This window comes from Actinophytocola xanthii, assembly GCF_001921205.1.
GTDB lineage: Bacteria > Actinomycetota > Actinomycetes > Mycobacteriales > Pseudonocardiaceae > Actinophytocola > Actinophytocola xanthii.
The window spans coordinates 13664-27820 of record NZ_MSIE01000007.1 but is presented as its reverse complement, the minus strand read 5'-3'; the positions used below and the strand labels follow the sequence as shown (position 1 = coordinate 27820).

Sequence of the window (14157 nt, the reverse complement as noted above, 5' to 3'; positions counted from 1 at the left end):
TTATTGACATGGAACGCTGTTTCACGTGAGGTGGAGCCATGCAGGTCATCAAGGCCCCGGTCGGCGCATCGGCCGCGTCGGTCGCCGGTGGGCACCAGGTCCGGGAGACAGTCGAGCGGATCCTCGCCGAGGTCCGGGAGCGCGGTGACGCGGCGCTGCGCGAGTACTCGGAGAAGTTCGACTCCTGGTCCCCGGAGTCGTTCCGGCTCTCGGCGCAGGAGGTCGAGAAGATCGTGGCCGGGGTGCCGGACCAGGTCATCGCCGACATCGAGTTCGCCCAGGGCCAGGTGCGCGAGTTCGCCCGACACCAGCGCGACTCCCTGCGAGACGTCGAGGTGGAGACCCTGCCCGGGGTTCGGCTGGGCCAGCGGCACCTCCCGGTCGCGGCCACCGCGGCCTACGTGCCGGGCGGCCGCTACCCGCTGGTGGCCTCGGCGCACATGACGATCGTGACGGCGAAGGTGGCCGGCGTGCCCCGGGTGGCCGCGTGCACGCCACCGATCCGCGGCGAGGTGCCGGCGGCGACCGTGGCGGCCATGCACCTGGCCGGTGCCGACGAGATCTACCTGTTCGGCGGGGTGCAGGCGGTCGCCGCGCTGGCGTACGGCACCGAGACGATCGACCCGGTGAACATGCTGGCCGGGCCGGGGAACGCCTATGTGGCCGAAGCCAAGCGACAGCTGTTCGGCGAGGTGGGCATCGACCTGTTCGCCGGTCCCACGGAGATCCTCGTGATCGCCGACGAGACCGCCGACCCGTTCACGGTGGCCGTCGACCTGCTCAGCCAGGCCGAGCACGGCCCGGACAGCCCCGCCGTGCTCGTGACGACCTCCGCGGACCTCGCCCGCGAGGCGATAGCGCACATCGACCGGCTGCTGCCCGGGATGCCCACCCGGGACATGGCCGAGCCCGCGTGGCGAGACCACGGCCAGGTCGTGGTGGTGGACTCGCTCGCCGAGGCCTACGAGGTCGCCGACTCCTACGCCTTCGAGCACGTCGAGGTGCTCACCGCCGACCCCCGGGAGGCCCTGACGGCGATGCGCGACTACGGCGCGCTGTTCCTGGGCGCGGGTACCTGCGTCTCCTTCGGCGACAAGGTGATCGGCACCAACCACGTCCTGCCGACGCGGGGCGCGGCGCGCTACACCGGCGGTCTCTGGGTGGGCAAGTACCTGAAGACGGTGACCTACCAGGAGGTCACCGACGCGGCTTCCAGCGCCCGACTGGGCGAGATCTGCGCTCGCGCGTCGCGCGTGGAGCTGTTCGAGGGCCACGCCCGCGCCGCCGACCTGCGCACGACGACCCCGCCCGCCTGGGCCCTCTCGCCCCCCGCGTCCGCCTGACCGGCGGGTTCGGATCCGCGGCGTTCCGCCGGTGGATCCGAATTTCCCTCACACCCCCGTGGCGGATAGGTTTCGGGGCGTGACAGTGGTCGCTGATCGCTACCGGTTGCTCACCCGCCTCGGCCAGGGCGGCATGGGCGTGGTGTGGCGGGCCCACGACGAGCTCCTGCGCCGCGACGTCGCGGTCAAGGAGCTGCACGTCCGGGTCGGTGTCGACGGCGACTACCAGACCCAGCAGATCCTGCGGGAAGCCCGTGCCGCGGCGCGGCTGCGGCATACCGGGGTCGTCGCCGTCCACGACGTCGTGGTCGCCGACGGGCGTCCGCTGATCGTGATGGAGCTGATCGAGGGCCCGTCGCTCGCCGACCTGCTCCGCACCGAGGGGCCGCTGTCCGAGGAGCGCGTCGCCGAGCTCGGGACGCGGGTGCTCGAAGCGCTCGCGGTCGCCCACGCGCACGGCGTCGTGCACCGCGACATCAAGCCGGCCAACATCCTGCTCGACGGGGACCGGGTCGTGCTCACCGACTTCGGGATCGCGGCGGTGAGCAGCGACACCACGGTCAGCGACGCGGTTCTCGGCTCACCGGAGTACCTCGCCCCGGAGCGGGTCAACGGCGAGCCGGCCACCCCGGCGACCGACCTGTGGTCCCTCGGCGTCACCCTCTGCGCCGCGTTGCGGGGCGAGTCGCCGTTCCAGCGTTCGGACACGCAGGCGACGTTGGCGGCCGTGCTCACGTTCACCCCGCCCCGGCTACCGCAGGCACCTCGCCTCTGGCCGGTGCTGTCCGCGTTGCTGGACAAGGATCCCCGTCAGCGCCCCACCGCCGCGGCGGCGGCGTCGCTGCTGGCCCGAGCGGTCGGCAGACCCGAGCCGCAGGACCCGACCAGGCCGGTGGACGGGCCGGTCCCGGCGGCCCCGCGCGGGCGGCGGCCCAGCCGGCGGATCGCCGTGCTGTTCGTCGTGCTCGTCCTCGTCGCCGCGACGACGGTGCTGCTGGTCCTGCGGTCCGGCGGCGACGGTGACCGCACGGCCGGCCCGACCACCAGCACCGGCACCGGGCCGACGGTCTCGGCGGCGCCGGGGTTCACCGCGCACAGCGGTGACGGGTTCACGATCGCCACCCCGGAGGGCTGGTTCAAGGACGCCTCCGGCCAGGACATCTTCTGGGTGCAGGACCCGCACGGCGCGCAGACCGTGCTGGCGCACCTGGAATGGTGGGACCAGGGTGAGCGGGGCGGGGCGCTCGGCGTGCTCAGGGGGTTCGAGCAAGGCGAGTTCACAATGGACTTCATCACGAACTACCGGAAGATCCGGCTCGAGGAGCGGCCCGCGCCGCGCGGCCTGACCAGCGCGGAGCTGGAGGTCAGCTACCACGTCAGCGACCAGGGCGAGCTCGACCTGCACGAGATGTTGCATGTGGTCACCGGGAACGGCCGGACCTACATCCTCACGCTGGCCGCGCAGAGCGACGACCCGGCCGAGACCGAGCGGCTCTGGAAGGACAACCTGGACGTCCTGAGCGCGATCCGTGACAGCTTTCGGGTCACGGAATGATCCTGCTCTAGACTTCGTCCGTGCTGCGGGTCATGGTTCGGGGGTCGGGTGCCCCGGCCGTGGTGCTCGGTTCCGGTGAGACGCTGCTCGTCGGTCGCGCCCCGCAGGTGCCGGAGGGCCGGCCCGAGACGCAGCTGCGGTTCAGCCCCTACCCGCTGCCCGACTGCGCCGAGCACGTCTCCCGGCTGCTGGGCGAGGTCGTCGTCGGCGACGAGACCGTCCGCCTGCGCTGGCGCGGCAACCCCGCGGCCCAGCTGTCGAGCATGTTCGACGCTCCCGGCGGAGCCCGCCGGGTCATCCTGACCGAGGGTGTCTCGGCCCAGCTCGACGACGGCGAGAACCAGCTGCTGGTGTTGCGCGGCAAGCAGGTCGGCGCCGGGCATGCGGACCTGCTGCTGGCCATGGACGTGACCCGCGTCGACGAGACCACGACGCGACCGATCCCGCTGCCGGCCCTGCTCGACCGCGACGCCGCGCCCACCAAGGACGCCCCGGGGCTCGTGCCGCACGGCCGGGAGTGGTTCGTGGCGCTGGCACTGGCCGAGCCATGGCTCAGCGGCGCGGACGACTACCCCCGCCCGCCCACCAACCGCGAGATCTACGAGCGCGTGCTGTCCTGGCGCGGCTACGCCTGGAACCTCGAGCGCCCCCAGCGAGTCGACGAGGCGATCCGCAAGGTGTCCGCCGTCGCGTTCGGTCCCCACGAGGACCCGTTCCGCGCAGGTACCGACCGCCAGGTCCGCAACGTCCGCTTCGCCGTCGGTCGCCGCGCCGCCGAGGTACGCCTGGTGACCGCCGACGACCTCTCGGCGGCCAACCGCGCCCGGCGCAATCCGTCTACTGAGGAGCGTTGAACGTCCGGGTCAGGCGTTCGCCAGACGGAGGCGTTCGGCGGCCTGGGCGCGGACGGCCTCACCGCACACCGGCGGGTCCCCGTGCAGGGCCTCCCACCGGGCGTTGTGCAGGGCCGGCCACAGGCTCGCCGCCCAGGCGATCTCCTGCTCCTCCGTGCTGAGGACCCGCCCCCGGAGCTCCTGGTATGCCGCCAGGAACGCGGCGGAGCTCTCGACCGGCGCGAGGGTCGGCGGCGACACGCTGACGAACGTCCCGGACGCGGCGCCCACCAGGGCCGCCTCCGGCTGCCAGGCGAGGCTGTCCCAGTCGTGCACGGCCCACACCTCCCCGTCGCGCCAGCGGAGGTTCTGCGCCTCGAAGTCGGCGTGGCCCAACACGCACGGCAGGTCGGCTGCCAGCAGCCGGCCGCGTGCGCGCTCGGCGGTCTCGAGGACGAACGGGGGTACCGCGCTCTGGTCCCGCTCGTCGAGAACCCGCACGGCCGGCCAGAGGCCGGGGTCGCCGTGGTCCCAGCGCGCCCAGCGCGGGTTCGGCAGCGGCGGCGCGACCGTCACGTCGGTCAGCTCGGCCATGAGCCGGGCGAACACCGCCGCGTAGCGCACGGCGACGTGGGGCGAGTCGCCGTGCAGCAGCTCGCCGCCGGGGCGGGACTCCTCGGCGTGCACGGCCAGCGCACCGACGCCGACGACCGGCGTGAGCGGCCGGGCGCACGGGAAGCCACGCTCGGCCAGCCGCGTCTGGGCGAGGACGCACGACTCCGCCCGGCCGTCGTCCTCCCGCGCCTTGACCACGACGTCGCGTCCACCGGCCAGCCGCAGCCCGACCACCGCGGAAATCGACCGTCGCTCGAACAGCACGGCGACCGGCTCGTCCCCCAGCTGGTCCACGCACCACGCCGGCAGCCACCCCGGCAGGTCGTCCACCCTCATGGCGAGGACTGTGCCAGCCGCACGGGCGGCCCGCCAGCCGGGTAGTTCTGTCCTCAAAGGACTCTCGGTGGCGCGAGTTCGCCGATCCTTCGCCAGGTGCTAACCGCGTTCTCATCGGGTGTGTGGATCGATGGGGGACAGTGCGTCCGTGCTGGTTGACGCGGTTCCGGAAGCCGGTTTGGGGCGGGCGGTGGGGGTCGTCGCGGTGTTGGGGGACTCCGTGGGCGTGGGGATCGGGGACCCCGCGCTGGACGGCGGGTGGCGCGGGTTCGCGCCACTGCTCGCCGAGGCGCTCGGCGGGCCGCGGCTGGCCAACCTGGCGGTCAGCGGCTCCCGGGTGAGCGGGCTGCGCGAGGTTCAGCTGCCCCGGGCGCTCCATCTCCGGCCGGACGTCGCGGTCCTGGTGGTGGGCATGAACGACACCATGCGCTCGGACTTCGACCCGGCGAGGTTGGACGCCGACCTCGACCACGTCGTCGCGGCGCTGCGGGCGGTCGGGACGATGGTCGTCACCGTCCGGTACCACGAGCACCACCGGGTCTTCCCGCTGCCGGGCCCGCTGCGCCGGGCGCTCGCGGCGCGGATCGCCGCGCTCAACGCGGTCCTGGACGAGGTCGCGACCCGCAACCGCATCGCGCTCGTGGACCTGGGCGCCCTGCCCGAGATCTACCATCCGGCGGCCTGGGCCGTGGACCGGCTGCACCCCTCCGAGCTCGGGCACCGCATGCTGGCCCGCGCCCTGGCCGCCCGGATCGCCGAGAGCGGCCTGGCCGCGGCGGAGGTGTCGCTTGACTGCGCCGGCGGCCGCGCCACCGGTCCCCTCGCCCACTGGATCTGGCTCGTGTGCAAGGGGATCCCGTGGCTCTGCCGCCGAGGCGGGGATCTGGTGCCCTATGCGCTGGCTGCCCTGCTCCGACCCGCGGCGGCGCTCAGTCGGAGTTGGGCCAGACCAGCACGCCGGGACCGTCCGGTGTGAGAACCGGTACCCACGCCTCGTCTACCTCGGCCATACGGCTCTCGTCCAGTCGGAGGTCGTGCCGCTCCTCGCCGTGCCCGTCGGACGCCCAGTACGAGACGCCGCGGACGATCCGGGTCAACGCGTCCCGTTCCTCGTCCCGCCACCGGCGGTTCCAGGTGCCCACGCTGTCGAAGTCCTGCTCGAACAGCGCGCGCAGTGCGTCCAGGCCCTCGGCGGCGGGAACCGGGACGAGGTAGCCCTCGAGCTGGCCCTGCCGGCAGGCCGTGCCCCCGTACTGGTGTTGGTGGACAACTCCCGTCGGGGCCGCCACGATCACGTACAGCCATCCGTCGGCCATCCCGTCGGGGTCCAGGGAGACGAACCGCCGTAGGCGCATGAGGGGAGTCTCGCACACGGTCAGGACGGTCAGGACGCCGATGACGTGTGCAGGGCGAGCATGGCCTCGATGGTCCTCGACCAGGGGAAGCGCTCGGCGCGTTCACGGGCCGCGGCACGGCGGACGGCCACCGGCCAGGACAGGACTTCGGCCACCCCGGCCGCGAGGCCCGCCGGCGTCGCCGGGACGGCCACCCCGGCGCCGGGGGACAGCAGTTCGGGCGCGCCGCCGGTCACCGACGTGACCACGGGAGTGCCGCAGGCCATGGCTTCCAGGATGGACAGGCCGAAGGTCTCGGCGACACTCGGCGCGAAGGCCACGTCGGCCCGCGCCAGGGCGGCGGCCAGTGCCGCGCGGTCGCCGACGTGACCGTGGAACACCACCGGCAGGTCCCGCGCCTGCCGGGCCAGCCGCACGCGCTCGGGGCCCTCGCCGTAGACGTCCAGCCGTACCCGGGTGCCGGCGGAAAGCAGCTCCCGAACGGCGCCGACCGCCGCCGCCGGGTTCTTCTCCGGGGACAGCCGGCCGGCGTAGACCAGGCGTACGGGGCCGGTTCGCGCCCGCGCGGCCCGTGCGGGCCGGAACGTGGCCAGGTCCACCCCCAGGGGGACCCGGCGCAGGGACACGTCCAGCCCGGCGAACTCCCGTTCGGCGTAGTCGCTGGTCACCACGACGGTGTCGAACCGCGAGGCGATGCCCCTGTTCCAGCCGTGCACGGCGCGGGCGAACAGGGACCCGCCCAGCGCCTCGAGCCGGGGCAGCCGCGCCGCGATCCACCGGTCCAACCGCTCGTGGGAGAACAGCACGGTCCGCACGCCCCGCCGACGGGCCCACTCGCCGGCGGTCAGCAGCGTGGTCTTGTCGGACACCTCGATCGACACGGGGCCGACGGCGAGGTCGTCGAGCAGCCGCAGCACCGGGCCCGACCGCGGCATCACCCGGTAGCCGCCGCCGACCGGCACGCCGGGCACGGTGATCAACCACCCGCCGGCGGTGCGCCGGCGCCGGGCACGGTCGCCGGGCACGACCAGGACCCGTTCATGTCCCCGGGTCGCATACCCGCGGCCCAGGGTGTCCACGACGGTACGAAGCCCGCCCGAGGTGGGGCTGTAGAAGTTCGCCAACTGCACGATCCGCATGTACCGCGGAGCATCCGCCGCCCGGGTGCCGGTCGGTAGCCCGGCCGGCACCCGAGCGGTGAACTGCTGATGAAGATCACGCGGTCAGCACTGGTACTGGTCGAACTCGATGTAGCCGGTGCGGGTGCCCCAGGAGTTGGAGCCGCCCTCGCAGAACTCGACCTTGCCGCCCACCACGTTGGTGTGCGCGGAGTCGTCGTAGTAGGTGGTCACGCACTCCCAGCCGCGCCGGCAGGCGGCTGCCTGCGCCGGGGCGGCGGCACCCACCAGGGCGCCGGCGACGAGGACGGTGGCGGCGGAGACGGAGACGACCCGGCGACGCATGTGAACCTCCCGAGCAATACGAAAATAATTCACTATCATCCGGTCTTCGGGCGATGAGGGCAATCATCCGACCGGACCAACCCTTCCCATGCTGTGGACGCGGGGACGCGCTCGTTGACCCGACCCGAGCGCGCCGGGTACCGATAGTGCTGTGGGTACCGTCCTGTTGCTGACTCGGCGCCGTCATGTGGACTTCGTCCGCGTGGCCGCCTGCACCTGTCCGGCCGGCGCCTGAGAGCGGTGCGGTCTCCCGCCGCCAGTTCACGTCACGGCCGAACTCTTCTGTTCCCCTGATCCTGCCAGGAGAAATCCGTGTCCATCTCGACCCTGGGCACCACTGTGTCCACTTCAGACGAACGTGGCCGGCTGGCGCCGAGAAGCCGGCGCTGGCGGCTGCCGGATCTTCGCCGCTGGGTCAGCCCGGTCGGCCTGGTGCTGCTCTGGCAGGTCGCCAGCGCGACCGGCCTGCTGCCGCCGGAGAAGTTGAGCTCGCCGTGGACGGTGCTGCATGCCGGACTCGACCTCGTCCGCAGCGGCGAGCTCGGCTCGGCGTTCGCGGTGTCGATCACGCGGGTCGGTACCGGCTTCCTCTTCGGCGCCACGATCGCCCTGCTGCTGGGCATCCTCGCCGGACTGTCCACGTGGGCAAACGTGTTGATCGATCCGCCCGTGCAGATGCTCCGCACGCTCCCGTTCCTGGGGCTGATCCCGCTGCTGATCCTGTGGTTCGGCATCGGGGAGGAGCCGAAGATCATCCTTGTGGCGCTCGGGGTGGCGTTCCCGCTCTACCTGAACGTGCACTCCGGTATCCGGAACGTCGACGATCACCTGATCGAGGCCACGACCGCGCTCGGGTACAGCCGCGCCGAACGCCTGTGGCACGTCGTCCTGCCCGCCGCCGTGCCGCAGACCCTGGTCGGCCTGCGGCAGTCGCTCGGCATCGCGTGGCTGGCGCTGATCGTGGGGGAGACGGTCAACGCCGACGCCGGCCTCGGCTACCTGATCAACAACGCGCGCGAGTTCCTCCGCACGGACGTGATCGTCGTCGGACTGGTCGTCTACGCGGTACTCGGCCTGGTTACCGACGCCCTGGTTCGCCTACTGGAACGGAGGGCACTGCGATGGCGCGCACGCTGACCGTCGAGGTTCGGGACCTCACCAGGAGGTTCGGCACACGCACGGTCCTTTCCGGACTCGATCTCGACATCGGTACCGGCGAGTTCGTCGCACTGCTGGGCCGGAGCGGCTCGGGCAAGTCCACCCTGCTGCGCATCCTGGCCAACCTGGACCCGGAGACGACCGGTTCGGCCGAGGTGCGCGGAACGGTCTCGGTCGCCTTCCAGCAGCCACGGCTGCTGCCCTGGCGGTCGGTGTGGCGCAACGTCGTGTTGGGCCTGCGCCGGGACGGCCGGAACCACTCCCGGGACCGCGCGCTGGCCGAGCGTGCGCTGGACGAGGTGCGTCTCGCCGACCACGCCGACGCCTGGCCGCGCACCCTGTCCGGCGGCGAGGCCCAGCGCCTCTCGCTGGCCAGGGCACTGGTCCGCGAACCGGACCTGCTGCTGCTCGACGAGCCGTTCGGCGCGCTGGACGCGCTGACCCGGCTCGCCATGCACCGCCTGGTCGAGGACCTCTGGCAGCGGCACCGGCCCAGCGTGTTGCTGGTCACCCACGACGTCGACGAGGCACTCCTGCTCGCCGACCGCGTACTCGTCCTCGACGGCGGGCGGATCACCGCCGAACACGTGCTCGACACCCCCCGTCCCCGGCGCCTGGCCGACCACATCGACCTGCGCGCCCACGTACTCGCCGACCTGGGAGTCACCGACCATGCGCGTAGCTAAGCCGTTCGCCCTCCTCACGGCCGTCCTCCTCCTCGCGGCGTGCGGACAGTCACAGCCCGCCTCGACAGCCGAGCCGCCGCCGGTCAGCCGTGAGGAGCTGGCCTCGGTGACGCTGCGGGTCGGCGACCAGAAGGGCGGCTCCCAGGCACTGCTGACCGCCGCTGGGCTGCTGGACGACGTGCCGTACCGCATCGAGTGGTCCACGTTCACCTCCGGCCCGCCGCTGCTGGAGGCAGCCTCGGCCGGCGGGATCGACCTGGGCCGGGTCGGCAACACGCCGCCGATCTTCGCGGCCGCGGCCAACGCCAGGATCGCCGTTGTCGCCAGCTCCCAGGGCAGTACCGCGGGCGACACGCTGCTGGTGCCCGCGGACTCGCCCCTGCGGGAGGTGGGCGAGTTGCGCGGCAGGACGGTCGCGGTCGCGAAGGGCAGCTCGGCGCACGGGCAGATCCTCTACACGCTGCGCCGTGCCGGACTGTCCACCAAGGACGTCAAGCTGTCCTTTCTTCAGCCGGCCGACGCCTACGGCGCGTTCACCCAGGGACAGGTCGACGCCTGGGCCGTCTGGGACCCCTACAGCGCCCAGGCCGAGCTCGAGGCCGATGCCAGGGTCCTGGCCGACGGCACCGGTACCGCCAACGGCTACACGTTCATCGTGGCCGGCACCGACGCCCTGGCCGACGCCGGTCGCAACGCGGCCATCCTCGACTACGTCACCCGGCACGCCAGGGCGGAGCTCTGGGCCGACGCACACCGGGAGCAGTGGGCCCGGTCCTGGGCAGCGGAGACAGGGCTCGCGGTCGAGGTCGCCAGCAGGGCCGTGGAGCGCGGACCCGACGTGCCGGTCCCCCTGGACGACGAGGTCGTCGGCTCCGAGCAGGACCTCGCCGACGCCTTCACCGACGACGGGGTGCTCCCCGGCCGGGTCGACTTCGCCCGCTTCGTCGACAGGCGCTTCACCGACGACCTCGAGAAGATCAAGGACAGCAGCCGATGAGCCTCCACCTGCACTGGTTCCTGCCCACCTCGGGCGACGGGCGCACGATCGTCGAGCGGTTCCACGCCAACCGCTCGCTGGGCCCGGCCGCCGCGCGCGACGCCGACATCGACTACCTCGCCCTGGTCGCCAGGGCCGCCGAGCGACTCGAGTTCGAGGGGGTGCTCACCCCCACCGGCACCTGGTGTGAGGACGCCTGGCTCACCACCGCCGCCCTCATCCGCGAGACCACCAGGCTGAAGTTCCTGGTCGCGTTCCGGCCAGGGGTGATCTCCCCGACCCTGGCCGCCCAGATGGCCGGGACCTACCAGCGCATCTCCGGCGGCCGGCTCCTGCTCAACATCGTGACCGGCGGCGACGCCGTGGAGCAGCGCCGGTTCGGCGACTGGCACGACCACGACGCCCGCTACGCCAGGACCGACGAGTTCCTCGCGATCCTGCGCGGCGTCTGGTCGGGGCAGCCGTTCACCCACCACGGCGAGCACCTGCGGGTCGAGGGCGCCACGATGCTCGCCCCGCCGGACCCGGTACCCGCCGTCTACTTCGGAGGGTCCTCGGCCGCCGCGCTGCCGGTCGCCGCCAGCCACGCCGACGTCTACCTCACCTGGGGTGAACCGCCGGACCAGGTGGCGGCGAAGATCGCGGCGGTGCGCGAGCTCGCCGAGCGGGCCGGGCGGGAGGTGCGCTTCGGCATCCGCCTGCACACGCTCTCCCGGGACACCTCCGCGCAGGCCTGGGCCCAGGCCCAGAACCTGCTGGACTCCCTGGACGAGGAGCAGGTCCGCAACGCCCAGCGCCAGCTCGCGGCCAGCGAGTCGGTCGGGCAGCAGCGCATGGTCGCTCTGCACAACGGCAACGCGAGCGCGGGCGTACGCGCGCTGGAGATCTACCCGAACCTGTGGGCCGGTGTCGGCCTGGTCCGCGGGGGAGCGGGCACCGCACTGGTCGGCAGCCACACAGAGGTCGCCGACCGGATCGAGGAGTACCACGCGCTCGGCATCGACGAGTTCATCCTCTCCGGCTACCCCCACCTCGAGGAGGCCTACTGGTTCGGCGAGGGCGTCCGACCCGAGTTGGCACGCCGTGGACTGCTCGCCCCGCGGCTGCCCCTGCCGCTCGGCGGCTGACCGCGCACCGGAGGTCGGGTCGAGAGGAGGTGGTGGACCGTTGCCGGGGGAGCGCCGGTCGCCTTGACTGCGGGTGGCGGCCCGTGGCGCGCCGGCCGGCAGGAGACCTCGAGGGAGTGCCCATGACGCTCACCCAGCTCGCCGCGTGGCTGATGCTCTCCTCCGGAGGGCTGTTCGCCGGCGGCATCCTGGTCGTCGCGGTCGAGCGCACGAACCTGTGGCGCCGGATGCCGGTGGAGCAGTACGCCGTGGACTTCCGGCGCTCGCTCGCCCGTGTCGACCCGATGCTGCCGATCCTGGGTGCGCTGACCGCCGTGGGGGCGCTGTTGTTCGCGCTGAACTCGGGCGGTCGCCCGGCCACCCTCACCTGGGTCGCCGTGGCGCTGCTCGGGGTCATCATCGTCAGCTCCCTCATCGTGGCCGAGCCGATCAACGCGCGGTTCCGCCGGCTCCCGGAGGGACAGGCGCCCGAGCGCGCCGACCGGCTGCGGGTGGTGTGGCGCCGGTTCCACTACGGTCGGACACTGCTCGGCCTGGCCGCCTTCGGCTGCATCGTGGGCGCCGTGGCCTGACAGCTACTCGGGTTGGTTTCCCGTGTCGGGTCCGACGCGATGGGGCGTGTGGTAGCCGAGGTACATCAGGTGGGTGGTCATCCCCTCGGCGGCGTGTTCGAGGTTGTGGCAGTGGTCCATCCACAGGCCGGGGTTGTCGGCGCGGAAGGCGACCTCGTAGCGCTCGCCCGGCGCCACGTTGAGTGTGTCCGTCCACCATGGACTGCCGGTGGCGGCGCGGCCGTCGCGGCTGAGCACGAGCATGTGGTGGCCGTGCAGGTGCATGGGGTGGTCCTCGAAGCCGCGGTTGAGAATGGTGACCTTCACCAGGTCACCCTGAGCGACGGCCAACACGGGCGTGTCGGGGTAGACGCCGCCGTTGATCGTGGTCCACTGGCCCGGCCGGCCGTTGTAGAAGCCGATCGTCTCGCCGAGCAGCAGGGTGAACGTGCGGTCGAACGCGCTGTCGGCTCCGTACGGGAGGTCGGTCGGGGAGCCGTAGGCGGCCGGGTCGAGGACGTCGCCCGGCGGGGCGTGCCGGAGCTCGCCCAAGCCGTCCGGGGACAGCAGGACCGCTGGGCTTCCCCGACCGTTCGTGTCCCGGGTGAGGGTGAGCTGGACCGGCCCGGCGGGCATGGTGAGCTCGACGTCGTACCGCCCGCCGCCGGCGACGAGCAGCGCTCGCCCGGTGAGGTCGGTTGGTCCGGCCACGTCGTTGCCGTCGATCGCGGTCACCCGGAACGGGGCGCCGGCCAGGGCGTGGACGCGCGGCTCGTTGTCGGCGTTGACCAGCCGTAGCCGAACCCGCGTGCCAGGTGTCACCTGGCGGCGCACGGTGCCGGTGGACGGGGTCGCCGCCGCGACCGACAGGGCCGAGGTCCAGCCGTCTCGATCGTCGTGGCTGGTGGACCAGGCGTGGGCGAGCACGACCAGGTCGGTGCCCGCCGCGGCGGTGCGCGGTTCGACGACGAGCGCGCCGAACAGGCCGCGGCGCACCTGGTCGTTGGACTGCTGGTGGGAGTGATACCAGAAGGTCCCGGTCTGTTCGGCGACGAACCGGTACACGTGCCGTCCGGCGGGCCGGACCGCGTCCTGGGTGAGGCCGGCCACCCCGTCCTCGGCGTTGGGGACGTTCACCCCGTGCCAGTGGACGGTCACCCCGGCGGGAACGTCGGCGTTGGTCAGCGTCACCTCGACCAGCTCGCCCTGCCGCACGCGCAGCTCCGGCCCCGGCAGGGTGCCGTTGAACGTCCACGCGTCGACCCGCTCGCCGGAGGCCAGGGTGACCCGCGCGGCGCGCGCGTCGAGAGCGAAGCGCCGGTCGGGGGTGCGGTCCGCCGGCCCGGTGAGCGTGCTGATGTCCACCCCGGCGTGGTGACCGTCGTGCTCAGCGCCGCCGGCGTCCCCGCCGCCGTAGTCGAGGACGCCGTGGTCGGTCATGCTCGCCTCGGCGGGCACCCGGCTCGCCGCCGACGCGACGAGCCCGGCGGCGACCAGTGCGGCGACCGCCGTGCCACCCAGCGCGATGCGCACGCCCCGGCCGGCCCTGCCGGAGGCCTTGTGCTGCCACAACCAGGCCAGCCCCACGCCCACGGCCAGCCCCACCAGCATGCGCCCCGCATCGGGCAGGTAGGGCGGGGCCGGCGGGCTCACGATCGCGTACCCGTGCAGCAGCGCCCCGAACCCGGCCGCCCCGCGCCGCCAGGGCGCCAGGTCCCGCGCGGGCGGGGCGAGCACCACCGCCGCGGCCAGCGGCGGCACGGCGACCAGCACGACATCCGCGGCGAAGCGCCAGTCCAACGACCACAGGTAGCCGGCGACCCCGAGCTGACCGAGCGCGAGGACCGCCCCGCTCCACCGCAGCCAGCGCGCCGCTCGCCACCGGAACAGTGCGCCACCGAACAACGCGACCAGCACGATCGCCGAACCGTTGAGCACGCCCACGAGGATGTCCATGTCGGCGATGCTCGCCGCCGCACCGCCTCGTCCGCGTCGGACAGCGGGCCCGTTCCCGAGGTCCACCCCGGGGACGACGATCATCCCCGGGTAGTACGGACGTCGTCGCCGCGCCGTACGTCCCCGGCCGGATGCCCGGACCCGGCCGCTACCGGCAGGATCGGCCACACACGCGCAACGGA

At 73.2% G+C, this 14157-nt stretch carries 14 protein-coding genes; 9 read left to right on the top strand and 5 right to left on the bottom strand.

Translation table 11 applies throughout. The features are described 5' to 3' along the window. Positions 1-38: 38 nt before the first annotated feature. From hisD to BU204_RS05600, 3 genes are all read left to right on the top strand, one after another. A complete protein-coding gene (gene hisD, locus BU204_RS05610) occupies positions 39-1343 on the top strand; it encodes a histidinol dehydrogenase (protein ID WP_075124469.1) in 1305 nt (434 codons plus the stop codon). 79 nt (positions 1344-1422) lie between these two features. Then, the gene (locus BU204_RS05605) at positions 1423-2898 is read left to right on the top strand and encodes a serine/threonine-protein kinase (RefSeq protein ID WP_143229321.1); all 1476 of its coding nucleotides are present in this window, start codon (positions 1423-1425) and stop codon (positions 2896-2898) included. A gap of 20 nt (positions 2899-2918) precedes the next feature. After that, positions 2919-3752 (top strand): hypothetical protein, encoded by an 834-nt coding sequence (locus BU204_RS05600; protein ID WP_198942778.1) that lies wholly within the window; start codon positions 2919-2921, stop codon positions 3750-3752. Positions 3753-3761: 9 nt separating this feature from the next. On the opposite strand, the gene BU204_RS05595 is transcribed toward BU204_RS05600, so the two are convergent. Then, positions 3762-4682 (bottom strand): phosphotransferase, encoded by a 921-nt coding sequence (locus BU204_RS05595; RefSeq protein ID WP_075124467.1) that lies wholly within the window; start codon positions 4680-4682, stop codon positions 3762-3764. 148 nt (positions 4683-4830) lie between these two features. Between BU204_RS05595 and BU204_RS05590 the strand changes: the two genes are divergently transcribed. Next, entirely contained in the window at positions 4831-5658 is an 828-nt protein-coding gene (locus tag BU204_RS05590; protein WP_233159365.1) for an SGNH/GDSL hydrolase family protein, read from the top strand. Here BU204_RS05590 and BU204_RS05585 read toward each other — a convergent pair. From BU204_RS05585 to BU204_RS05575, 3 genes are all read right to left on the bottom strand, one after another. Then, the gene (locus BU204_RS05585; protein ID WP_075124466.1) at positions 5612-6037 is read right to left on the bottom strand and encodes a DUF6210 family protein; all 426 of its coding nucleotides are present in this window, start codon (positions 6035-6037) and stop codon (positions 5612-5614) included. The genes BU204_RS05590 and BU204_RS05585 overlap by 47 nt on opposite strands. A gap of 29 nt (positions 6038-6066) precedes the next feature. Further along, a complete protein-coding gene (locus tag BU204_RS05580; RefSeq protein WP_075124465.1) occupies positions 6067-7176 on the bottom strand; it encodes a glycosyltransferase in 1110 nt (369 codons plus the stop codon). Positions 7177-7260: 84 nt separating this feature from the next. After that, the gene (locus BU204_RS05575) at positions 7261-7500 is read right to left on the bottom strand and encodes a DUF6289 family protein (RefSeq protein WP_075124464.1); all 240 of its coding nucleotides are present in this window, start codon (positions 7498-7500) and stop codon (positions 7261-7263) included. 312 nt (positions 7501-7812) lie between these two features. Between BU204_RS05575 and BU204_RS05570 the strand changes: the two genes are divergently transcribed. The 5 genes from BU204_RS05570 (at position 7813) to BU204_RS05550 (ending at position 12040) form a co-directional block, all read left to right on the top strand. Then, entirely contained in the window at positions 7813-8637 is an 825-nt protein-coding gene (locus BU204_RS05570; RefSeq protein ID WP_408607986.1) for an ABC transporter permease, read from the top strand. Then, positions 8622-9344: an ABC transporter ATP-binding protein gene (locus BU204_RS05565; protein ID WP_075124463.1), complete on the top strand. Its 723-nt coding sequence runs from the start codon at positions 8622-8624 to the stop codon at positions 9342-9344. Before BU204_RS05570 ends, BU204_RS05565 begins: the two co-directional genes overlap by 16 nt. Continuing rightward, positions 9331-10341, top strand: a complete 1011-nt coding sequence (locus tag BU204_RS05560) for an ABC transporter substrate-binding protein (protein WP_075124462.1) — start codon at positions 9331-9333, stop codon at positions 10339-10341. The genes BU204_RS05565 and BU204_RS05560 overlap by 14 nt, the downstream gene beginning before the upstream one ends. Beyond that, the gene (locus BU204_RS05555; protein WP_075124461.1) at positions 10338-11468 is read left to right on the top strand and encodes an LLM class flavin-dependent oxidoreductase; all 1131 of its coding nucleotides are present in this window, start codon (positions 10338-10340) and stop codon (positions 11466-11468) included. The genes BU204_RS05560 and BU204_RS05555 overlap by 4 nt, the downstream gene beginning before the upstream one ends. A 122-nt stretch (positions 11469-11590) precedes the next feature. Continuing rightward, a complete protein-coding gene (locus tag BU204_RS05550) occupies positions 11591-12040 on the top strand; it encodes a DUF1772 domain-containing protein (RefSeq protein ID WP_075124460.1) in 450 nt (149 codons plus the stop codon). A 3-nt stretch (positions 12041-12043) separates the two neighbouring features. Here BU204_RS05550 and BU204_RS05545 read toward each other — a convergent pair whose 3' ends face one another. Continuing rightward, positions 12044-14059 carry a multicopper oxidase family protein gene (locus BU204_RS05545; RefSeq protein WP_198942777.1) on the bottom strand — a complete coding sequence of 672 codons (2016 nt, stop codon included), beginning with the start codon at positions 14057-14059 and terminating at the stop codon, positions 12044-12046. Positions 14060-14157 lie beyond the last annotated feature (98 nt).